Here is a 21,867-nt window from a genome sequence, read left to right on the forward strand (position 1 = left end):
GGGCGCTCGCCGGCGGGGGCAGGATCAGGCGAACGCCTTTTCGCTGATGACACGCCCGGCTTCCATGCGCACCAGTTGGTCGGCGACATCGAAGTAACGGTCATCGTGGGAGATCACGATGATGGTCTTGCCCAGGCGCTTGAGGTCCGGCAGCAGCTCGGTATAGAACACGCGGCGGAAGGTCGGGTCCTGGTCGGCGGCCCATTCGTCGAAGACCAGCACCGGCCGCTCATCCAGCCAGGCGTTGATCAGCGCCAGGCGCTTGCGCTGCCCGGTGGACAGATCGGTGGTGGTGAAAGCGCCGTCACGGATGCTGACCTTGTGGGCGATCTCCATGCGTTCCAGGTATTGGTGGGCATCGTCCGGCAGGGCGGTATCGCTTTGCATCAGTTCGTCGAACAGGTAGTAGTCGGCAAAAATAGTCGTGAACATCTGACGGTAGTCATCCAGGCCGTGGGCGTCCACCGTCGCGCCGTTGAGGCGGATCTCACCTTGCTGCGGGGTGTACAGGCCCAACAGCAGTTTAATCAGGGTGGTCTTGCCGCAGCCGTTTTCACCGACGATAAACAGGATTTCCCCGGGCTCGATGCTCAGGTTGACCGGGCCCAGCTTGAAGGGAGCGCTGCCCTCCACGGGTGGAAAGGCATAGTGCACGTCGCGCAATTCCAGGTGCTTCATGGGGGGCGTGCGGCGCTCATCGGCGTCGAGCAGCAAGTGCGGTTCCGGCGACGAGAAGCGCTCGGACAGGTCGGCAATACGGCGGAAGGCAATCTGTGCGCGGCTGATGATCGGCAGGTTGGCGATCAGGTTTTCCAGCGGGCCTTTCATGTAGAGCAGTACCAGTACAAAGCCGCTCATCATGGCCGGGTTGTTGCTGGGCCAGAACGATTGCAGGGTCAGTGCCAGGCCGATGACCACGAAAAACAGCATCGAGCCCAGGCTTTTGGCGATCACGAAAATGTTGATCGAGCGCACGTGGGTGTCGCAGATGTGGTCGGCGGTGGCCTGGATGTTGCGGGTCAGCATCGCGTGACGCCGCTTGCGATGGATCCGCAGCTCCTTGGCGCCTTCGGCGATGGCCGAATAATGTTTTTGCAGGTTGTCTTCAGCTTCCCGCGCGGCGTAGAAGCCTTTGATGCCTTTGCTTTGCGCGATGAACTGGATGGCCGAACCGATGCCGATCGCCAGCAGGGTCATGATGAAAATCGGCAGTGAGAGGCTTGCCAGGTAGCCCAGGCAGCCGAGGATGACGGTAATGGAAATGGCCAGTGGGGCGAAGGCGAAAGCGAAGTCGCTGATGGTGTCGACGTCGTGGGTCAGTACTGGAATAAGGCGATGACTGCGGTAGCGCTCGATCTGTTCGATCGGTGCCGACAAGACCTTGGCGCCGAGGTCCTTGCGCAGCCTGGCAATGACTTTTTGCCCGACGAAGTTGCTGCCGATATCGGCGGCGATGCTGCTGAGCAGGGCGAGTACGCACAGGCCGGCGAAGGCCAGGACCACCGCAGTGGTGAGGCCGGACTCGCTGTGCAGGCCCTGGTTGACCGTGGCCAGCAGTGCGGTGACGCTCACGCCGCCGAGGATGCCGAACAGAATCGACAGAATGACGGTGTAGCGATACGGCTTGAGCAGGCTCAAGAGTTCGCTGAGGGCGCTACGCGGTTTTGCAGTCATGAAACTACCTCGGTCGCGACGTGGCTACGTGCTAAGGGCGAGTGGAGGCCCGGCGATCGATTTGATCGCTCGCGGGCTTTTGTAGAAGACGTTTCGACTACGGCGCGATTTAGCCCTGCTGCGGTGGGCACGAGGACTAAATTTGTCCGGCAGTCCCACGTTATAGCTTGGATGCGGCCATGTTCCATGGCTGTCACCGGTAGGCCATCAACCACCCTGGCGGCTGATGGTTTTTTGCGTTTTGAGCGATGGTAAAAAAAGTAAGTAAATGAGTCTGGTTTTCATTACCTGAGCCGTCTTATTAACCAGAGGTGCTCAAAGACGCCACTATTTCTGCCAATCACACGCCACATTGTTCAAGGATTGCTGTCGATGCCTTATCTCCTTTGGTTGTCTACGCCCAAGCATTACGCATTGAAGAAGTTGCCGCAGACCGTGCGTCTGATGATGTTGGGGGCCGCGCTGGCGGTGCCGACTGCCGCCACATTGATGCCGAGCGCTGCCTTTGCCCAGAACGAAACGGGCAAGGTCGCCTTCGCGATCCCGGCCGGTAAATTATCGGATGCGCTGATGGCGTTTGGCTCGGCGGCCGGGGTGTCGATTTCCTACGACCCGGCGCTCGCCAGCCAGCGCTCCAGCCAAGGGCTGAGAGGGCAATACGGCGTGGATGAAGGCTTGTCTCGACTGTTGTCGGGCAGTGGTTTGCAGGCCAACCGCGAAACGAACGGCAGCTATATCGTGATGACGCCGTCCAGTGGTTCGGCGCTGAACCTGGGGGCGACCACTATCAGCGCCGAGGGGCTTGGGGCGACGACCGAAAACACCGGTTCCTACACCACGGGCGCCACCAGCACCGCGACCAAGCTCCCGTTGTCTTTGCGTGAAACGCCGCAGTCGGTGAGCGTGATTACCCGGCAGTTGATGGAAGACCAGCATCTTTCAACGCTCAACGAAGTGCTGGCTTTCACGCCGGGGATCAGCATCAACCACCGCGACAGCGAACGTTATTCTTTCTATTCCCGTGGCTTCTCAATCCAGAACTTTCAGTACGACGGCATTCCGTCGCAAGTGGCGAACGAGTCCCAGCAGTACACCGGCCCACTGTCGGACATGGCTATCTATGACCGCGTTGAAGTTGTACGTGGCGCGACCGGCCTGATGAGTGGTGCGGGCACTCCATCTGCCACTATCAACCTGGTACGCAAGCGTCCGACCAAAGACTTCCAGGGTTACGTTTCCGGGGAGGCGGGTGCGTGGGATCGCTACCGCTCCGAAGTGGACGTATCCGGCCCGCTGACGGAAACCGGCAACGTGCGTGGGCGGTTTGTCGCGGCGTACCAGAAGCAGAACTCGTTTATTGATTGGTACAAGCAAGAAAAACGTGTGATGTACGGCGCGTTGGACATCGACTTGAGCGATGACACCACGTTGCGTACCAGCCTCGATTACCAGAACAACAACTCCGATGGCACGACCTACGGACATATCCCGTTGTTCTACAGCACCGGCAAGCAGACTAATTTTTCCCGTTCGTTCAATCCCGCCAGCCGTTGGGCATTCCAGGACAACACCAGTTACAACTTCAGCACCATGCTGGATCACAAGCTGGGTAACGACTGGAGTTGGAAAACCGCCTACAGCCACCAATATGGCTATCGCAAAGGGGAGGGCGCTTCTGCCAGTAATGGCGCGCCCGACCCAGTGACAGGCGTCGGCGCGAATGCCTACATCAGTCGGCTGGACAGCTACCAGACTCAAGACACCCTGGATACCTATGCCACGGGCCCGTTCACCTTGGGTGGGCGTCAGCATGAATTGGTGGTGGGTGCCAGCACCTCGCGCACGCACCTGAACTTCCCTGACTACACCAGCACCGGAGCCGATGGGGACTTCGCCGCGGTGGACAATATCTTCGCCTGGGATGGTCGTCAGTTCGCTCGACCGAAGTTCGTAGAAAATGGTGGAACGGTTACGACCCTGCAGCAAACCGGGGTTTACAGTGCGGTACGTCTGAAACCAATCGATCCGTTGACCGTGATTCTTGGCACTCGTGTCAGCTGGTGGGATCAGGAAGATCGCGTCACGAGCATTTCGAATCAGACCAAAACCACTGATAAAACCCGTAAAACCGGGGTTGTGACTCCCTATGCAGGGATTATCTATGAGCTGAACGACACGTACTCGGCGTATGCCAGCTATACCAACATCTTCTTGCCGCAGACGTTCTACAAGACAGTTGATAATAAATCCCTTGAGCCGTTGCAGGGTGACAACTACGAGATTGGCTTGAAAGGTGAGTTCTTCAATGGTGCGTTGAACGCCAGCATCGCGTTGTTTGATGTCGAGCAGAAGAACAGCCCTCAGGAGGTCGTCAATCCCAACTCCAACAAAGCGGCCTATAAGGCTATCAGCGGCACCAGCACTCGCGGTGTCGAGACCGAGATATCAGGCGAGTTGACCGAGGGGTGGAACATATTCGGTGGCTATACCTATCGTGAGTCCCACGACAAGAATGGCGAGCGTGTCCAGACCAACCAGCCCTCCAACCTCTTCAAACTCGGTACTACCTACCGCCTGCAGGGCAATCTGGAGCGTCTGACCATCGGCGGCAATGTGACCTGGCAGAGCAAGATGTACGCCGAGGGGCAAATTCCGCAATACACCGGCCCAACCTACAAGGCAACACAGGATCCGTTTGCAGTGGTGGGTCTGTTGGCGAACTACAAAGTGGATGAACACCTGACTGTCGGTCTGAATGTGAACAACCTGTTTGATAAAAAATATTACGACGGTATTGGTACCTTTGCATCGGGCTCCTACGGCGAGCCCCGCAACGCAATGATCAACGCCAAGTACGCCTTCTGATCCACCCGGCGCCGGCACTTGGACCGGCGCCTTCCAGACATAAAAAAACCGCCTGGCACATGCCCGGCGGTTTTTTTTGCCAGTTTCAGTGTTCGGGATCAGAGATCACGCACAACCCTGAAGCCGATCCAGTCCCCACGTGTCTGCGGGTAGATCGTGTTGCGGTTGCCCGAGCGCGAAAATACCGGCGCTTCACCCCAGTCGTTGCCGCGAATCTGATAGGACTCGCAGTTCGGTTCCACCCAGGCACTGCCGTCTGTGGGGGCGCCGACGTAGTTGGGGTGTTCGCAGTCGGCAACGCGCTCGTACACGTTGCCGTGCATGTCGTACATGCCAAAGGCATTCGGCGGGTAGCTGCCCACCGGCGACGAGTAACTGTAGCCGTCGGCTGGCCCGTAAGTGTTGGCATGCTTGGCGATGCTGTAGGCCTTGCCTTCGTCGAACGGGAAGGGGAAGGGTCCGCTTGAGCCTGCGCGCGCGGCGTATTCGCGCTGCGCTTCGCTGACCATGTGGTAGTGCTGGCCGGTCTTTTTCGACAGCCAGGCCACGTAGTGTTTAATGTCGTCCATGTCCATGCATACCGCGGGCTGGCGCGGGCCCTGGGGGTAGCGTGGCTTGCTGGCGATGCATTCGCGGCCGGGGCGGGTGTCGCCGTCGGCGATCTTCACGCCGGTCTGGCGGATATAGCTGTCCCATTCGCCGGCTGTCACCTGGAAGCGGCTCATGGCGAAGGGCTTGGCAAAGGTCACTGCATGCATCGGGCCTTCATCCGGTTCGCGGCCGACTTCGTCTTCAGGCGTGCCCATGGTGAAGGTGCCGGCGGGCAGGACCACCATTTCCGGGCAGTCCTTGCAGTCTTTGAATACCTTGCCCGGTTGCGGCGCGGCGGCCTGTGCCAGGTTGGGCAGCAGCGCGCTGCACAGGGCCGTCAGCGCCAGGGTGGTCAAGGGGGTAAGTCGGGCTGGAGTCATAAGAGCCTCTCGTTCAAAAGGAAGCGTCGGCGTCATGCGCGCCGGCGTAGCAGGGTCATGAAGCGCTGGATCTCGTCGGAGCTGTTGAGCAGGCCGGGGGCGGTGCGGATCACCGGGCCGACGTCGCGGTCCACCGCATCGATCACCACGCGGTTGTGCAGCAGGTAGGCCGCGACCGCGTCGCTGTCCTGGCCCTTGATCCGGAAGAAGGTGAACCCGGCGGACAGCTCGGGGCTGCACGGGGTGACCAGCTCCACCTGCGGCAGCGTCAGCAGTTGCTCTTTCAATTCAGTGTTCAGCGCATGGATGCGCGCCTGCACCTGCGCCTTGCCCAACTGCAAATGCAGCTTGAACGCCTCATCCGCTGCCCAACGATGCTCGAAGGCGTGGTAGCCGCCGGGCGTCATGCGGGTGGCGAAGTCCCGGTCTTCGGAGAACGTTGGCACCATCGGTGTGACGTATGGGCTCTGGGCATCGCGGGCGCAGACCAGCCCGGTACCGCGCGGGCCGAACATCCATTTGTGGGTGCCGGCGATGAAGAAGTCGCAGTGCATATCGGGGAAGTCGAGGTTTTCCACGCCGAAACCGTGCACGCCATCCACCACATAGAGGAGGCGGTCCTGTTCGTCGCGGTTGCGATTGTGCTCCGTCACCAGCTTGCCGATCTCGGCGATGGGCAGCTTCACGCCGCTGCCGGAGTGCACCCAGGTCATGCCCAATACGCGGGTGTCGGGGCGGATGTTGCGCTGCAGAGTGCCGAGCACTTCGTCGGTCGAGACCTGCTGGGCATGCTCGAACAGCTTGATCCTGCGGACCCGGGTGGCCTCCTTGCGCACGCGAAAGTCCAGGCTGAACTCGGTGGCGTAGTGTTCGTGGACGGTGGTGAGGATCTCCTGGTCAGGGCGTACATGGATCCCGCCATAAATCATGGCCAGGCCCTCGGAGGTACTGCCGGTGAGGGCGATCTGCGCGGGGGTGGCCTTGAGGTAGCGGCCGGCCCACTCGCGCACCTGGCCTTCGCGCTTCCAGGTTTCCTGCAGGTCCCAGTCCATCGCCAGCCCCGGGTTGCGGTCGATCTGTGCGCGATAGCGCTCGATGGCCTCGCGCACCGGCCTGGGGTGCGAGGTCACCAGGAAGTTGGCGAAGTGCAGGTAGCTCGGGTCCTGGTCGAACAGTTGCTTGAGCCCCGTCCATGGATCTTCTGGTGTGGCGGCCTGCGCTTGAGGCAGGAGAGGAGCGCCCAGCGGCAGGCTCGCGGCGAGTACGCCGGCCTGCTTGAGAAACGTGCGGCGGTTGGTCATGGGCTTACTTCACGCAGGGTTAACGATTAGCCAATGGCTTGGCGGCTTTTTGTACCTGGTCCCACACCCGCAGGAAGTTGCCTCCCCACAGCTTGGCGATATCGGCTTCGGAGTAGCCGCGCTGGATCAGCTCGGCGGTGACGTTGCGGATTTCGCCGACGTTGTTCCAGCCGTCGATGCCGCCGCCGTCGTTGAAGTCCGATGCCAGGCCGACGTGGTCGATGCCGATCTTGCGCACGGTGTAGTCGATGGCGTCGCCGAGGTCCTTGAGGGTGGCCTTGGGTTCCTCATCGAGGATGCCGTACAGCGCGCTGGCGTATTCGCCGAACGTGTGTTCGGGCCAGGCGGCAATGATCGCGTCGCCCGGCATCAAGGCCATGGCCAGGTTGGGCAGGGGGGCAGGCCGAAGCGGGCGCGCAGGGTGTTGAGCTTGTCCTGGGTAGGCTGGCTCAGCGGGCGCAGGTAGGCGGAGAAGGCCACGACCTGCACCACGCCGCCGCTGTTCTTGATCAGTTGCAGTTCCTTGTCGCTGAGGTTGCGCGGAATATCCACCGCCGCGCGCGGCGCCGAATGGGACGCCACCATTGGCGTGCGGCTCAACCGGGCGACTTGCTCCAGGGCTTTGGTCGACATCTGCGACACATCGATGATCACCCCCAGGTCGTTGAGGCGATGCACCGCTTGTTGGCCGATGTCCGAAAGCCCGTCGAGCGCATCCACCGAGTCGTTGAAAAACGGCAGCGGGCGCGACGAGTCCGACCAGGCGTTGTTGCCCACGTAGCTGAAGCCGAACATGCGCATGCCACGCGCCGCCCACAGGTCCAGCTGGTTCAGGTCGTTGCCCAGCGGGTAGGCGTTGAGCATGCTCATGAAGATCGCAAACTTGCCCTCGCCATGCAGGCGTCGAAAATCATCCGGGGTGTAGGCGATGGCGACCTGGTTGGGGTAGTCACGCACCATGGCGCTGATGATTTTGTAGCGCACTTCCTGTTCGTGACGGGCGGCTTCGACAAACCCGTCGGTGGGCTTGTGCGGTGCGTTGGGGCCGTTCCAGATTTCCGGCCAGCCGAAAATCGTCAGCGCGGCTCCCGAGAGGCGTCCACGGTTGGCCTTGGCCAGGTCGAACTGGCCGCTGCCATCCTTGTCGGCCTCGTTGCCGGCCGTGCCGAAATCCACCGGTACGGTGATGTGGCTATCGAACGACAGCAGGCGCTCCTGCATTTCATTGGCCTGCTTGATCACTTCCAGCGGGTAGCCGGCGTTGCCCTTGAACCAGTGATTCCAGACCAGGAAGCCGGCCCCGATGGCCAGTGCCAGCGGCAAGCCGATATACAGCGCCTTTTTCGAACGTGGTTTTGTCATTGCCATCTCAGTCAGTTGAGGCTTTCGCTATCAGGGGAGAACGAGCGCTGGGCGCGCAAATTTAGGCGGTGGCGGGTGGGCGGTAAATTTCCCCGCCCTGCAAACGTTCTAGCTCTGATAAAACCGTTTCCTAAGGTAGACAATGACCATCTCTCGACGTGGGTTCATCGCAGGCCTGGCGCTGACCGGCGCGGCCGTGCCGGCAGCCTTCTATGCCCATCGCGAGTTGACGCGTGAAGAATTCCCCATCACCCCCGGCGAAGCCACGGTGGACCTCGCCGACACCGCCGGCCAGCAGTTGGCGAACAGCTTGCGTGGGGTCTGGAGCCTGCGCCTTGAAGGTCGTGATGCGGGCCTCAAAGGCTTGCCGCTGCAAGGCCTGGAACTGCTGCTCGACATCGCCCCCCGGGGCCGTGGTTTACGCGGCTACCTGGACACCGCGGCCAACCTGCGTGCCGACGATGAACCGCGCTACCGCATCCTGGGTGACGTGCTGACGGGCGAGGGCGCCTTGCTCTATTGGCGCCTGATCGATCGCGATGCGGCCGATGGCGTGCCCGCCTATGAATTCAAGATGACCCTCGACGAAGTCTGGGCTGACTTCGGCAATGCCGGCAGCGGCACACTCAGTGGGCAGATCCTCGACCTGGATCGACCGCTGGCCCTGACCGAGCGCGACAACCGTTTTATCGCCCACAAGCAGTTGTTTCCCGAAGCCCGCCAGCGTATCGGCCTCAACCCCAGCCTGCTGGCCTGGCTGATCGCCCCCGAACATCGGCTGTTCCACCAACTGTGGCACGCCAGCCGTGACCAATGGCACAAACTCTCCGAAGAAAAGCGCGATGCCCTGCGCGGCATTGGCTGGCAACCCGGCCCACGGGGCAAGGAACGCGACGCGCGCGGCAAGCACAAGGACCGTAACGGCTCGGGCGTCGACTTCTTCTTCATGCATCGGCACATGCTCGGCACTGCGCGCGCCCTGCAGGATTTGCCTTCATGGCCCGCGTTCCCCGCACCGCAACCGGCGCTGGAGCGCGACCGGCTGGGTTTCGTGCGTTATTTTGACAACCACGACGGCTTCGCACTGCCGCCGACGTGGTCGGCGCCGGACGATAGCGAATACACCCAGTGGGTCAGCGACATCAAGGCTGCCGAGACCTACCACAGCAACTTCCAGGTCTGGGAGTCCCAATACCGCGACCCACGTTACCTGGCCAAATTCACCCTTGGACAACTCGGTTCCGAAATGGAGCTGGGGCTGCACGACTGGCTGCACATGCGCTGGGCCTCGGTGCCCCGCGATCCTTCCAACGGCGCCCCCGTGCCTTTTGCCCGTGACCCCGCGGACTTCGCCGCGCGTTGGTATGCGGCGGAAAACGACTTCCTCGGCGACCCGTTCTCCTCCCATGTGAACCCGGTGTTCTGGCACTTCCATGGCTGGATCGACGACCGCGTGGAAGACTGGTTCCGCGCCCACCAGCGCTTCCACCCCGGCGAGGTCAGTCGCATGCAAGTCAATGGCGTGGCCTGGTTCGCGCCGGGACGCTGGGTGGAGGTCGGCGACCCGTGGCTGGGCCCCGATACCCATGGCTGCAGCACCACACCGGGGTTGCAGATGGGCCGGTCGATGGAGATGGACCCGGAGACCATGAAGCTCGCCCTGCGCATTACCTTCGGCGCGGATGACGACGCGCTCAAGGGGCTGTTCAAGCGTGTGCCGAGGCGGCCCTGGTATGCGCGGCATTTGAAGGTGAAGGCTGTCTAGAGCGCCTTCTCGCGCGACGCTATCAAGCCCCGGCGGGTGCATTTGGCCAATGCCTGTCGCACATCCGCGAGCAGGTCCTCAACGTCCTCAAGGCCAACCGATAAACGCACCAGCCCTTCGCTGATGCCATGGCGTGCGCGTTCTTCCGGGGTGTAGGTGGAGTGGGTCATGCTCGCCGGGTGCTGGGCCAACGACTCGGCATCGCCCAGGCTGACCGCGCGGGTGAACAGCTTGAGGGCATTCATGAAGCGTCGACCGCTGTCGATCCCGCCCTTGAGCTCAAACGCGATCATGCCGCCGGCCAGGCTCATCTGCCGCGTCGCCAAGGCGTATTGAGGGAATGAACGCAGCCCCGGATACGTCACCGACGCCACCGCCGGGTGTGCCTCCAAGGCTTCGGCCAGCGCCTGGGCATTGCTGCAATGGCGGTCCATGCGCAGCGCCAGGGTCTTGAGGCCGCGCATCAACAGTGCCGCGTCCTGGGGCGACATCACCGCGCCGGTCAGATCCTTGAGACCTTGCAGGCGAATACGCTGGGCCAGGGCCTGGCTGCTCACGGCAATCCCGGCGGTGATGTCGCCGTGGCCACTGAGGTATTTGGTCGCCGAATGCACCACCACGTCCGCACCCAGTTCGAGGGGGCGTTGCAGGTAGGGCGTGCAGTAGGTGTTATCGACCACCACGGTGACATTCGGCTGGCGATGCGCGATGTCGGCCACGGCGGCGATATCCACCAGTTGCAGGTTGGGGTTGGCCGGGGTTTCGCAGTAGACCATGCGGGTGGCGGGGCAGAGTGCATCGCGCAGCGCGGCGAGGTCCGTGAGGTCGACATGCCGCACCTTGACGCCGAACTCGCCGATGCCGTGGTGCAGCAGGGCGAAGGTGCAGCCGTAGAGCGTCTGGCTGACAATGACCTCATCGCCAGGGCGCAGCAGGGTCCAGAACGTTGCGGCAATCGCACCCATCCCGGAACTGAACGCCACCGCCGCTGCGCCGTTTTCCAGGGCGGCCATGCGCGTTTCCAGCAGCGCCAGGGTCGGGTTGGAAATGCGCGTATAGAAGTGGCCGCTGGCTTCACCGGCAAAACAGGCCGCACCGTATTCGGCGGTGGGAAAGGCAAACGTGGCCGACAGGTAGATTGGCGGGACGAGCGCGCCGTGGTGATCCTTGGGGTCATAACCGTGGTGGATGGCACGGGTGGAAAAGCCGAAGGCGGGGCGTTTAATTTTCATGTCGGGCACTCCTTGTTTCCTACAATGCTATGCTCCTGAACACGGATGAATCTTCCAAACTTTGCCGTCAAATGCCGGGTTTTGGGATGAAAACACTGTAAAAACAACAAGCAGAGGCAAATTATGCCCATCACTCTGGACCGTACCGACAAAGCGCTATTACACGCCCTGCAAGGCAACGCCCGTTTAACCGTGGCCGAACTGGCCGAGCGCGTCTGCCTGACCACCTCGCCGTGCTGGCGACGCGTTCGCCACCTGGAGGAGAGCGGGGTGATCAGCGGTTACCAGGCGATCCTCTCGCCCAAGGCGCTGGGGTATGGGGTGACGGCGTTTGTCAGCATCATGATGGAAAGCCACACCCAGGAGATCGCGCGGGCGTTCGAGCAGCGCTTGCTGGAGATTCCAGAGATCGTCGCGTGCCATAACGTGTCGGGGCGCTATGACTTTTTGCTGGAGGTGGTGGCCAAGGACCTGGAGTCTTTTGGGGAGTTTGCACGGGAGGTGCTGCAGACACTGCCTTGCGTTAAGGAGATCTATTCGAGTTTTTCCTATAAGTCGGTGAGGGCGTTGCGGGTGATTCCGTTGCCGGAGTGACCGTGGTTTTTTAACGCGTGCATATCCGTCGGCGCAGGATATGGATGCTTGACCCCAAACAGCACGTACATCCAATTTTCCCCCGACCATCCCCTCCACACTCCCCTCATCGCTGAAACATCAAGGCAGAGGGGCACCCCATGGACCCAGCAGCAAAAACAGGGCCCGACGAAGTCGTCACCCTGGTGGTCAAACACCTGATCAAAGCAGGCCTGGAAGGCGACTACGAAGTCTGGCTGCGCCGCATCATACGGGTTGCCAGCGAGTGTCCCGGCCACCTGGGCGTGGATGTGCTGCGCAGCAAGCAGAAAGGCCTGACCCTGTTCACTTGTGTGCTGCGCTACCGTTCCACCGATGACCTGGAAACCTGGCTCGACTCCCCCGAGCGCAAAACCCTGATCGCCGAAGCCGTGCCCATGCTGGCCGAGGGTGACAACACCGAAATCGGTACGGCCAACGAATTCTGGTTCGCCCCCCTGGCCGACAGTGCCGCCAAGCCGCCGCGCTGGAAACAGGCGGTGGTCACGCTGTTCGTGATCCTGCCGCTGACCCTGCTGGTGCCGATTGTGTGGGGGCCGATCCTGCGCTTGCACCCGTTTCTCTCCAACTACGTGGTCGCCACCTTCCTGGTTACCGTCACCATCGTCCTGCTGGTGGTTTACCTGCTGATGCCGGCCGCCACCCGCTTGTTCGCTCCCTGGCTTGAAGCCTCTGTAAAGGAAACCCTATGAACGCCGATCTGATCCTGTTCAATGGCCAATTCCACACCGTGGACCGTGAAAACCCGCGCGCTACCGCCGTCGCCATCCACCAGGGCCGCTTCGTGGCGGTGGGCACCGACGGCGAGGCCATGGCCCTGCGCGGCAGCGGCACCCAGGTCATCGACCTCAAGGGCCGCACGGTCATCCCTGGCCTCAACGACTCGCACCTGCACCTTATCCGTGGTGGCTTGAACTACAACCTCGAGCTGCGCTGGGAAGGCGTGCCGTCCCTGGCCGATGCCCTGCGCATGCTCAAGGACCAGGCCGACCGCACGCCCACGCCGCAATGGGTACGCGTGGTCGGTGGCTGGAACGAATTCCAGTTCGCCGAAAAACGCATGCCCACCCTTGAGGAACTCAACCAGGCCGCGCCGGACACCCCGGTGTTCGTGCTGCACCTGTATGACCGCGCCTTGCTCAACCGCGCCGCCCTGCGTGTGGCCGGCTACACCAAGGACACACCGAACCCGCCAGGTGGCGAGATCGTGCGTGACAGCCACGGCAACCCCACCGGCATGCTGGTGGCGCGACCCAACGCGATGATCCTGTATTCGACCCTGGCCAAGGGCCCGAAACTGCCGTTGGAATACCAGGTCAACTCGACCCGCCAGTTCATGCGTGAACTCAACCGTCTGGGCCTCACCAGCGCCATCGATGCCGGCGGCGGTTTCCAGAATTACCCCGATGACTACGCGGTGATCGAGCAACTGGCCAAGGATGAGCAGTTGACGGTGCGCATCGCCTACAACCTGTTTACCCAGAAGCCCAAGGAAGAACTCAGCGACTTCAAGAACTGGACCGGCAGCGTCACCCTGCATCAGGGCGACGACTACCTGCGCCACAACGGCGCCGGCGAGATGCTGGTGTTCTCGGCGGCGGATTTCGAAGACTTCCTGGAGCCGCGCCCGGACTTGCCGCTGACCATGGAGCAGGAGCTGGAACCGGTGGTGCGTCACCTGGTGGAGCAGCGCTGGCCGTTCCGCCTGCACGCGACGTACGACGAATCCATCTCGCGCATGCTCGACGTGTTCGAGAAGGTCAACCGCGATATTCCGTTCAATGGCCTGCCGTGGTTCTTCGACCACGCCGAAACCATCACCCCGCACAACATCGAGCGCGTGCGTGCCCTGGGCGGCGGTATTGCGATCCAGGACCGCATGGCGTTCCAGGGCGAATATTTCGTGGAGCGCTACGGCGCCAAAGCCGCCGAGGCCACGCCGCCGATCAAGCGCATGCTCGCCGAAGGCGTGCCGGTGGGCGCGGGCACCGATGCCACGCGGGTGTCCAGCTACAACCCCTGGACCTCGCTGTACTGGATGGTCAGCGGACGCACCGTCGGCGGCCTGGAGCTGCACGCCGAAGGCCTGCCGCGCCTCACCGCGCTGGAGCTGTTCACCCACGGCAGTGCGTGGTTCTCATCGGAGCAGGGCAAGAAAGGCCAGATCAAGGTTGGCCAATTGGCCGACGTTGCCGCGCTGTCGGCGGACTTTTTCAGCGTCGATGAAGAGGCCATCAAGTGGATCGAATCGGTGCTCACCGTGGTCGGCGGCAAGGTGGTGTATGGCGCCGGCGACTTCGAAGATTACGCACCTCCGCGCGTGCCAGTCCTGCCGGACTGGTCGCCGGTGGTCAAGGTTCCGGGGCATTGGCGTCCGAGCTCGCCGTTGCAAAGCCAGGTTCACCAATGCAGTGGCCCCTGTGGCGTGCATTCCCATAGCCATGAGAAAGCGCGTCTTTCCAGCGTGCCGGTCAGCGACTTCCAGGGTTTCTGGGGCGCGTTCGGCTGCTCGTGCTTTGCCTTCTAACATTCAAACCCAAGGAGTTAACCCATGACTTACAAGCGCTTGAACAAAGACGAAGCTGTCGTACTGTTGGTCGATCACCAGACTGGCCTGATCTCGCTGGTGCAGGATTTCTCGCCTAACGAGTTCAAGAACAACGTGCTGGCTCTGGCCGACGTGGCCAAGTTCTTCAACCTGCCGACTATCCTGACCACCAGCTTTGAAAGCGGCCCTAACGGCCCACTGGTACCCGAGCTCAAAGAGCTGTTCCCGGACGCGCCGTACATCCCACGTCCTGGCCAGATCAACGCCTGGGACAACGAAGACTTCGTCAAGGCCGTCAAGGCGACCGGGCGCAAGCAGATCATCATTGCCGGCGTGGTCACGGATGTGTGCGTGGCATTCCCCACCCTGTGCGCCCTCGCCGAAGGCTTTGAGGTGTTCGTGGTCACCGACGCTTCCGGCACCTTCAACGAAACCGTGCAACAGGCCGCCTGGGCACGCATGACCGCTGCCGGCGCGCAACTGGTGAACTGGTTCTCCGTGGCCTGCGAGCTGCAAGTCGACTGGCGTAACGACATGGAAGGCCTGGCCAACCTGCTGTCGCCGCGCATCCCCAACTACCGCAACCTGATGAACAGCTACTCGGCGTTCACTGCCAAGTAACTGTATTTCAGGCTGTAGGTCATCCCGTGTGGGAGGGGCAAGCCCCTCCCACATTTTTGATTTGTAGTGTTGCGACTGTCCGGTTATAAAACACGCCATCGTCCACCGAGAAGCGACAATGAACCCCTTCGAAGACATGCGCCTGTTCTGCCAGGTCATGGAGTCCGGCAGTTTTACCGCCGCCGCCGAGCAATTGGGCCTGTCCAAGCAGTTCGTCAGCCGCCGCCTGATCCAACTGGAAGACCGTCTCGGCGTGCGCCTGCTCAACCGCTCCACCCGGCGCCTGGATGTCACCCCCCTGGGGCAGAGTTACTACGAATCGGCCTTGCGCCTGCTCAGTGAAGTCGAGCAAGTGGAGCAGGGCATCGCCGGCCAGAACAGCGAACCGCGCGGCACCATTCGCCTCAGCGCGCCGTTATCGTTCGCCATTGCTCATCTGGGTTGCCTGTTGCCGTTGTTCTTGCAGCGCCACCCCCACGTGTCGGTGGAGGTCGACCTCAGCGACCGCCCGGTGGACCTGATCGGCGAAGGCTACGACCTGGTGCTGCGCATCGGCACCCTGGAAGATTCCACCCTGATCGCCCGCCGTATTGCCAGTATTGAACGCGTCTACTGTGCCAGCCCCGAGTACCTGGCCCTGCGTGGCACACCGCAGAAACCCGAAGACCTTGGCGGCCACGACTGCCTGCCCTACGGCCATGGCCGCCAGGTGCAATGGCGCTTCAAAGGCAAGGTGCAGGCGCTGAGTGTCAGCGGGCGCATGCGCGTGAACAACGGCGACCTGCTGCGCGACACCGCGATTGCCGGGCTGGGCGTCACCTACTTGCCAACCTTTATTGTTGGCGACGCGCTGAAGGACGGCCGCCTGGTCACGGTATTGGACGAGTTCGCCCCCGAAGCCCTGACCCTGTCGGCGGTGTACCCCCAGCATCGGCAAAGCTCACGACCGGTGCAGGCATTGGTGGAGTTCCTGCGCGAACGCTTGGCCAGCGGTTGTTGAACGGTTGGTGGAGCAGGGCGGGCGCGCTGTTGGTTGACCATTGATAACGTTGTATTTTCTTCAGGGCTAAGGTCTGATGGGCGCCGAAAAAGGCTACCTTGAGGGCTGGGCGTTGATGCGGGCAGAACTGGCGCAATATGGCGGTATTACCGTAATGATTCCGGCTGCGGTGGTCATTGCTGTGTGGCTGAGGTATTCCACACCCTGGGCCCTGCGCGCCTGGTTAATTACGCTCGGCATTGCTTATTCAACGGTGGCGTTGAGTAAGTTGTTGTTCAAAGGTTGGGGCGTTGCCTTTCAACACTTGGACATTGCGGTCTTAAGTGGCCACGCCATGAACACCTGCCTGATGCTCACGGTGGCAATCAGTTTATTGGCACGCCAGTTCAACCTGGCCTGGCGTTGGCCGGCGGCGGCGGTGGGGGTCGTACTGGGGGCGTGGTTCAGTGCTTATTGCGTCGCGCCTTATATACACCCCCTGAATGAGGCTTTGGCGGGTGCCGCGCTCGGTGTGATCGCGGCGCTGTTGTTTCTGTGGCGAATTGAAGCGGCAACGATCAAGGTGTCGCCCTCGCTCATGAGCGGTGGGCTGGTATTTCTACTGGTGTGTGCGCTGGTGCCCAAGTACAGCGCCGAGGTCTTGCTCAACCGCGTCGCCGTCTCCCTTTCAGGCGCCGATCAAGCCCATCAAGCGCCTGCCTGGCGGCTGGGCGAGGTACGCAGCAGCGCCGAGTAAGTCGCCAGGCCCCGCGTAGGAACTCATGTGCGCTCCTCGGTACCGGAAATATTCGCCAGCAACTCAGCGGTCTTGATCTGCAGGTACTGACTGTCGCCGCGACTTTCTACGCACAGGCACACCGACAAGGCGTCACTGACCTGCAACTTGAAACGCCAGTCGGCAAAGACCATGGACAGGCCGCTGCACGACTCATCGCTGTCCAGGGAGTAGTCGGCATATAACACCTGCACGCGCTCTACGACACGCGTCGAGTTATGCACCTCGACATGAATATTTCCTGAAGAGGGAAACAGGCCAATACGCTCTACCAATAACTTTGAACTTTTCATGGCCGTGCCTCGCTGCTGTGTTCAATAGGCATATAGCCGAACCCGTTCTGCATCAGATGAACCCGCAACATGGCCAGCAACGGATACAACGGACGACCGCCTTGACCTTTCGGATTCGGCGAAGGACATCTGTTTCATCGGGGTTCAACCGTTCGATTCGTGCAAGGCGGGTATTTCACCAAGTCGGGAAGTCGTTTTCAGCGTTTCCCCAGTTTGGAAATCAACCTCTTACCCTGATCAATGAAGAAAGCCTCAAAATAACGCTGCGAAAAAACCGCCAACATAAAAGTCAATGATGCCGTCGACAAAAAAAGGACCAGCACAGCAATATCAGCACCCAAAAAATCAGTCAGTCGGTTACTTATCAATTTATTCAGTTTGTGCGCGAAAATAAAATGCAGCAAATACATTGAATACGATACGGCGCCTATTCGCCTAATGAGAGGTGAGTTCAATGCATCATTTAACTCGAAAACTTTGAAAAGAAACACAAACGAAAAACCAGAAATTATTGGAATAATGGAGTAATAATTTGGCTCACGAAGCTTCCAAAGCACAAGCGCCAACGCCGTAAAAAAAATAAAGCCAAGCGCATTTGGATAGGTCGACCTAAAAGGCCACAAGTCCTCCTTGTTCAGAAAATAAAAAACCATTCCAATTATAAAGACTGGCCCCTGAACAACCATATTAAAGTACAAAAAATTATTATTTGATACTGCTTTTCCGGTAAAGACATAAATCAAAAAAACGAAAGCCTGGGAAATAAAAATGGTTAAGCAGATAATTATCGACGCCGATAGAAGATTAATCTTGATCTTCGAAAGCCACGTCACCAATAGCGGAAACACAACATAAAAAGCCATCTCCGTTCCAATAGACCACCCGCCCGGAACAACATTGTTGTTTGCCAGAGGGTAAAATCCATGCAGAAATAGCATATTTACCAAAATATTCACAACTGTATATTGTTCCGCAGGCTCAATAAGTTTTAACTTGTAAAAGTTTTCAGCAATGCTTAAAAGAAAATACAAGATCAGCGCCAAGTAAAACATTGGTGCTATTCTAAAAAACCTTCGAATTCCGTATTTTATCAATTTACTTCTTTCCCCATGCCTCCCAAACCATGAGTGACATAGTGTAAAAGCAGAGGCAACAAAAAAAAGCTGAACGCCCATTTGTCCGTACTCTGCCATTAATGCCAGTGGATTTGATTTGCCCACTACTGGTTGGGCGGTGTGTACCAAAACGACCATCAAAATCGCTATGCCGCGCATGGTGTCGATATAGTTTAACTTCATTTTCTATTTTTCCTGCAGCTGAAATTTAGGGGAAGTACTGAAGTACCCAGCGTTTTTTGATCCCGTCGCTGCCTGAGGTTTAAAAAATCCGAGTCGGTCGAAAACTGCTCCGTCAAGTCAGGAACTCACCTGAATACGCGCTCTATAAAACAGCGAAAAAATAACAGGGAAAATATTAACGACAGTCATTGTGCAGTTGGTAAAAATCCTGTGGTCGAGCGTCGCGCCCGTCATACCAGGAAATCACACGCATCAGATATTCGGCACCCGCAGAGGCTGAGAGAATGTTTGCCGCTGCTGCTGCTCGCGGTGCTCTCTTAGCCGGGCTCAGTTCGCCTGTATTCCTCATCTGTTCGACGGCATTGGCAATCGCAGTCGGGTTTTTGGGCGGAATGCACCGACCAAACAGGCTTCGCTCCAGAACTATCGATGCGCCGACGGTTGTAGTGGCAACGACGGGAACCCCACATAGGAGGGCTTCGCTGACAACGACGCCCCATCCATCCTTGGCGCTGGAAGCGAGTATCAGGACATCGATCTCACGGAAAAAGGAATTGATTTCGTTCATGGGCAATACGCCGCGGAATACTGCTTCTACACCGCTTGAAATACAGCGGGCTTTCAGTGCCTCCTCGTCGGGACCGGCGCCGGCAATATCGAGCGTTGCGCACCCGTTCATTTGCGCCAGCGCGTCGACGACATCAAATACACCTTTCGTTTTTACCAAACGCCCCAAATACCCGAGACGTAGTTTCTTGTCAGGTGGCGGGACATAAGGTTTCATGGCCGGGGGAGAGATGAAATAAGCAAATGGAATGACTTTTTTCGCAGAATAACCAGTGGATGTGTACCACGGCGGCCCGTTGCGACCGATGGCCAGGATGAATGCCGCATGACGGCGGTGATAACGCTCTTCGCCCCAGGACTGCAGCCATCTCAACGCGCCAGACCAGCCTGAGGCGACGCGAGGCTCGGACATAATGGCATAGCGCGCTTTATTGGCTTTTACAGCGGTGAGGCCCTTGAGGATCGTGGGAACCCAACGTATCCCTGAAAATATGTGCAGCGATGTTGAAATAGACTCTGTCACCAACCCTTCAATGGTCTGGAGATCGGGAGCCACAATATTTCTATACCCAACAGGGTCTGGAACGCTCCAGCCTATGGCGCGACGACTCTCGGAGAGTTCTTTGTCGGCACAGCAAATCACCTCGATTTCAGGGTTTAAGCGTGCCAGTGCCGTGAACAGATCTGCCTTGTGAGGAGAGAGGGAAGGCTCCCAAATAACGAGTCTTCTCAAGGACGGGGGATGGGTCTGCATAGTAAGTTATCCTGCAACTATCGAAGTCGGGCCACACGTCGTATTAGCCATGAAGGCTCAAGAAACCATTTGCGCAGTCTTGCCAGAATAGCGATGTAACGGTCTCGTTCGGATCGCGGTCGCTTGAGCGCCGAGCGGAACAGCCGATCGGCGTCCCGTGCATACAGTTCATTCAGACGCCCACTTCCCGTAATGGACGCATCGTGCAGTCGAAAAATAGCCAGGTCTTCACCGATCGTGTTGAAGCGGGCGCCTGCAAGAGCCATGTCTAAAAACAGTTCGCCATCCCAGCAGGTTCGGTTTTCGATATTGAACCCGCCGGCTTTTCTGAACCACTCGCTGCGGAAAAAAGTACCCTGTTGAAAGACCGACACGGCGCCATGCGCATACCGCCAAGGTGTGAACCGCGATGGAGTAATGGGTTTTAGAATCGCGCCAGAGGCATCCACAAAGTAACCACACCCTGAAATAACCCCCGTTCGTGTGTTCGTTCGAAAGGCCTCAGCGACTTTTTCCAGCGCACCGGGAAGCAATTCATCGTCGGAATTGATGAACCCAAAGATGTCGCCGGTGGCTCGTAAAAATCCTTTGTTGAGGCCATCTGCGGCACCGGCGTCCTTTTCGAACACTTTAATTATCTGCTCTCCATACGATTCGATTATCTCTCGGCTGCCATCATTGCTGCCGGGGTCAACTACGATATATTCGAGGTCTTTGAAGTGTTGAGAAAGTACCGAGTCTATACATTTTTTTAAATAGTCAGCCTGATTGAACGAGATCGTGACAATTGAAATTTTCACTGTGGTTTTCCGCTCTTTGAAAGACGTCTTGAATAACAGTAGAGTGCTGCAATAAATAGCACGGTACTCCATCGTGCACTCGCGCCAAAGGGTGAGAACAGGATGTTCCAGAATAATTCTATGATGCCGTTATAAAAATAGAATCCTAGAAATCTGAAGTTCTTGATAAATTCAATCAGCAACCAGCGACTCATGACTATCCAGAATAGACCACCGCCCACGCCGGCCCAGACTAATCCACCCATGAGGTAGGAATGAACAGGTATGAGATCGGTGTTGTAGTTTGCTTCGTCTTTTTCCGAGTAACCCAGCGCATATTTAAGCGCGGTCAGTTTGTCCTGATATCCACCGGTGTCTTTTGCCCAAGACCCATGACCGAATAAAGGTTTATCGAGGAAGGCGCCCACAGACACCAGCATTTCACTACGACCACCAAGAAGAGCGCCATATTCGCCGCTGGCCTGGATCTGAAATTTTTTCGCCGACTCTTCGGGAAGTTTATCCAGGAACCAGTCTGACGAAAAAATAACGGTGAACACGGCATTGATTAATAACAGGAATGCGAAAATCAAAAAAACCATTTTGGTCGCGGCAAAGGGGCCTTTAATACTGTTGAGCGCCGCGGCAAATTTTTTGCGACTCAGCAGTATATAGGCTGTGGCGGCAAGGATTGGAAAGATGGCCATGCTGCGCGAATCGTTAAAAAGGCTGAAAATGGAAAAAACCGAGACAAATAGAATGAGGTGGAGGTTTTTCTTTCGAGCGATGAAGAAAGTGTAAACCATGCCAAACAGAGCAATGACCAGTTGTGCAATCCCCCATTTCCACGCGTTACCCAGGAAGTATTCAGATGGAAACAAAATAAATTGAGGAATAGCACCCAGATAAGCGCCCAGTAAAAAAGATGGCATGCGCTGGTTGTCGCGATCAAAATATATCGATAAGGCGATGAACGTACACAAAAAAACAAGCGGCGCGCCGACACCTTTGACTGAATCCATGACATCGGACTGATTGACCTGGTCGGAAATAAATTGGCAAATGGCCCAAATGACACCGAATACAACAAGTGTTCCGATGCTTTTGCCAAGCTTAAGCGTGCCCAAGTTTAACGCCAGATAAATGAGCGCGAGAATTTCGCCAATATAAATCTCACCGCCGAAAGACAGCTTCTGGCTGGCGACAAAGCCGATTAATAATGGCGTAAAACGGAGCGCTATTTTGAGCCTGGATCTGTCCCGTTCCACGTGTTTTTTGAGCGGCGCGAGTGCTCTGGAGAGACCTGGTAGAGGATAAGGTTCTGGCATGCTAAAAATTCCAGTCACGATAAAGTAGGCGCAGTAATTGCGCGATGCCCTTTATTTTGCGCAGTGTCGTGTATGCCATCAGTCCTGCTTCAAAATCGGCT

General features: G+C 58.6%; 17 protein-coding genes and 1 pseudogene. 8 read left to right on the forward strand and 10 right to left on the reverse strand.

Going from position 1 to position 21,867, the window contains the following annotated elements; all coding sequences use genetic code 11:
- Window positions 1-24: 24 nt before the first annotated feature.
- Complete coding sequence (locus AB4O05_RS16125) at window positions 25-1,674, reverse strand: cyclic peptide export ABC transporter (RefSeq protein WP_460136637.1); 1,650 nt, start codon at window positions 1,672-1,674, stop codon at window positions 25-27.
- A gap of 372 nt (window positions 1,675-2,046) precedes the next feature.
- Between AB4O05_RS16125 and AB4O05_RS16130 the strand changes: the two genes are divergently transcribed.
- Window positions 2,047-4,539 carry a TonB-dependent siderophore receptor gene (locus AB4O05_RS16130; RefSeq protein WP_460136636.1) on the forward strand — a complete coding sequence of 831 codons (2,493 nt, stop codon included), beginning with the start codon at window positions 2,047-2,049 and terminating at the stop codon, window positions 4,537-4,539.
- A 98-nt stretch (window positions 4,540-4,637) separates the two neighbouring features.
- On the opposite strand, the gene pvdO is transcribed toward AB4O05_RS16130, so the two are convergent.
- From pvdO to pvdM, 3 genes and pseudogenes are all read right to left on the reverse strand, one after another.
- Window positions 4,638-5,510, reverse strand: coding sequence for a dihydropyoverdine dehydrogenase (pvdO, locus tag AB4O05_RS16135; RefSeq protein WP_460136635.1), 873 nt, complete (start codon window positions 5,508-5,510; stop codon window positions 4,638-4,640).
- Between the two features lie 32 nt (window positions 5,511-5,542).
- On the reverse strand, window positions 5,543-6,811 hold the full coding sequence (gene pvdN / locus AB4O05_RS16140; protein WP_460136634.1) for a pyoverdine-tailoring periplasmic protein PvdN: 1,269 nt from the start codon (window positions 6,809-6,811) through the stop codon (window positions 5,543-5,545).
- Window positions 6,812-6,830: 19 nt separating this feature from the next.
- Window positions 6,831-8,173, reverse strand: a pseudogene (gene pvdM, locus AB4O05_RS16145) (pyoverdine-tailoring dipeptidase-like protein PvdM).
- A 142-nt stretch (window positions 8,174-8,315) separates the two neighbouring features.
- On the opposite strand from pvdM, the gene pvdP reads away from it, so the two are divergent.
- Window positions 8,316-9,938, forward strand: a complete 1,623-nt coding sequence (gene pvdP, locus AB4O05_RS16150) for a pyoverdine maturation tyrosinase PvdP (protein WP_460136632.1) — start codon at window positions 8,316-8,318, stop codon at window positions 9,936-9,938.
- Here pvdP and AB4O05_RS16155 read toward each other — a convergent pair.
- Entirely contained in the window at window positions 9,935-11,170 is a 1,236-nt protein-coding gene (locus AB4O05_RS16155; RefSeq protein ID WP_460136631.1) for a methionine gamma-lyase, read from the reverse strand. The two genes, pvdP and AB4O05_RS16155, sit on opposite strands and share 4 nt — an antisense overlap.
- A 123-nt stretch (window positions 11,171-11,293) precedes the next feature.
- Between AB4O05_RS16155 and AB4O05_RS16160 the strand changes: the two genes are divergently transcribed.
- The 6 genes from AB4O05_RS16160 to AB4O05_RS16185 all read left to right on the forward strand — a co-directional run bounded on the left by AB4O05_RS16160 (window position 11,294) and on the right by AB4O05_RS16185 (window position 16,708).
- On the forward strand, window positions 11,294-11,764 hold the full coding sequence (locus AB4O05_RS16160; protein WP_460136630.1) for an Lrp/AsnC family transcriptional regulator: 471 nt from the start codon (window positions 11,294-11,296) through the stop codon (window positions 11,762-11,764).
- Window positions 11,765-11,904: 140 nt separating this feature from the next.
- A complete protein-coding gene (locus tag AB4O05_RS16165) occupies window positions 11,905-12,495 on the forward strand; it encodes an antibiotic biosynthesis monooxygenase (protein WP_460136629.1) in 591 nt (196 codons plus the stop codon).
- Window positions 12,492-14,330, forward strand: a complete 1,839-nt coding sequence (locus tag AB4O05_RS16170) for an amidohydrolase (RefSeq protein WP_460136628.1) — start codon at window positions 12,492-12,494, stop codon at window positions 14,328-14,330. Before AB4O05_RS16165 ends, AB4O05_RS16170 begins: the two co-directional genes overlap by 4 nt.
- Before the next feature lie 24 nt (window positions 14,331-14,354).
- Window positions 14,355-14,972 carry an isochorismate family cysteine hydrolase YcaC gene (ycaC, locus tag AB4O05_RS16175; RefSeq protein WP_460136627.1) on the forward strand — a complete coding sequence of 206 codons (618 nt, stop codon included), beginning with the start codon at window positions 14,355-14,357 and terminating at the stop codon, window positions 14,970-14,972.
- Between the two features lie 118 nt (window positions 14,973-15,090).
- The gene (locus AB4O05_RS16180) at window positions 15,091-15,972 is read left to right on the forward strand and encodes a LysR family transcriptional regulator (RefSeq protein ID WP_460136626.1); all 882 of its coding nucleotides are present in this window, start codon (window positions 15,091-15,093) and stop codon (window positions 15,970-15,972) included.
- A 76-nt stretch (window positions 15,973-16,048) separates the two neighbouring features.
- Entirely contained in the window at window positions 16,049-16,708 is a 660-nt protein-coding gene (locus AB4O05_RS16185) for a hypothetical protein (RefSeq protein ID WP_460164749.1), read from the forward strand.
- Between the two features lie 23 nt (window positions 16,709-16,731).
- Here the strand turns inward: AB4O05_RS16185 and AB4O05_RS16190 are convergent, their stop codons facing one another.
- From AB4O05_RS16190 to AB4O05_RS16210, 5 genes are all read right to left on the reverse strand, one after another.
- Entirely contained in the window at window positions 16,732-17,040 is a 309-nt protein-coding gene (locus AB4O05_RS16190) for a phosphomannomutase (RefSeq protein ID WP_460136624.1), read from the reverse strand.
- Window positions 17,041-17,237: 197 nt separating this feature from the next.
- Window positions 17,238-18,338: an acyltransferase family protein gene (locus AB4O05_RS16195; RefSeq protein WP_460136623.1), complete on the reverse strand. Its 1,101-nt coding sequence runs from the start codon at window positions 18,336-18,338 to the stop codon at window positions 17,238-17,240.
- A 175-nt stretch (window positions 18,339-18,513) separates the two neighbouring features.
- On the reverse strand, window positions 18,514-19,659 hold the full coding sequence (locus AB4O05_RS16200; protein WP_460136622.1) for a glycosyltransferase family 4 protein: 1,146 nt from the start codon (window positions 19,657-19,659) through the stop codon (window positions 18,514-18,516).
- A 17-nt stretch (window positions 19,660-19,676) separates the two neighbouring features.
- Complete coding sequence (locus AB4O05_RS16205) at window positions 19,677-20,459, reverse strand: glycosyltransferase family 2 protein (RefSeq protein WP_460136621.1); 783 nt, start codon at window positions 20,457-20,459, stop codon at window positions 19,677-19,679.
- On the reverse strand, window positions 20,456-21,766 hold the full coding sequence (locus AB4O05_RS16210; protein WP_460136620.1) for a hypothetical protein: 1,311 nt from the start codon (window positions 21,764-21,766) through the stop codon (window positions 20,456-20,458). The genes AB4O05_RS16205 and AB4O05_RS16210 overlap by 4 nt, the downstream gene beginning before the upstream one ends.
- Window positions 21,767-21,867 lie beyond the last annotated feature (101 nt).

This window comes from Pseudomonas sp. S1_G07 (genome assembly GCF_054668565.1).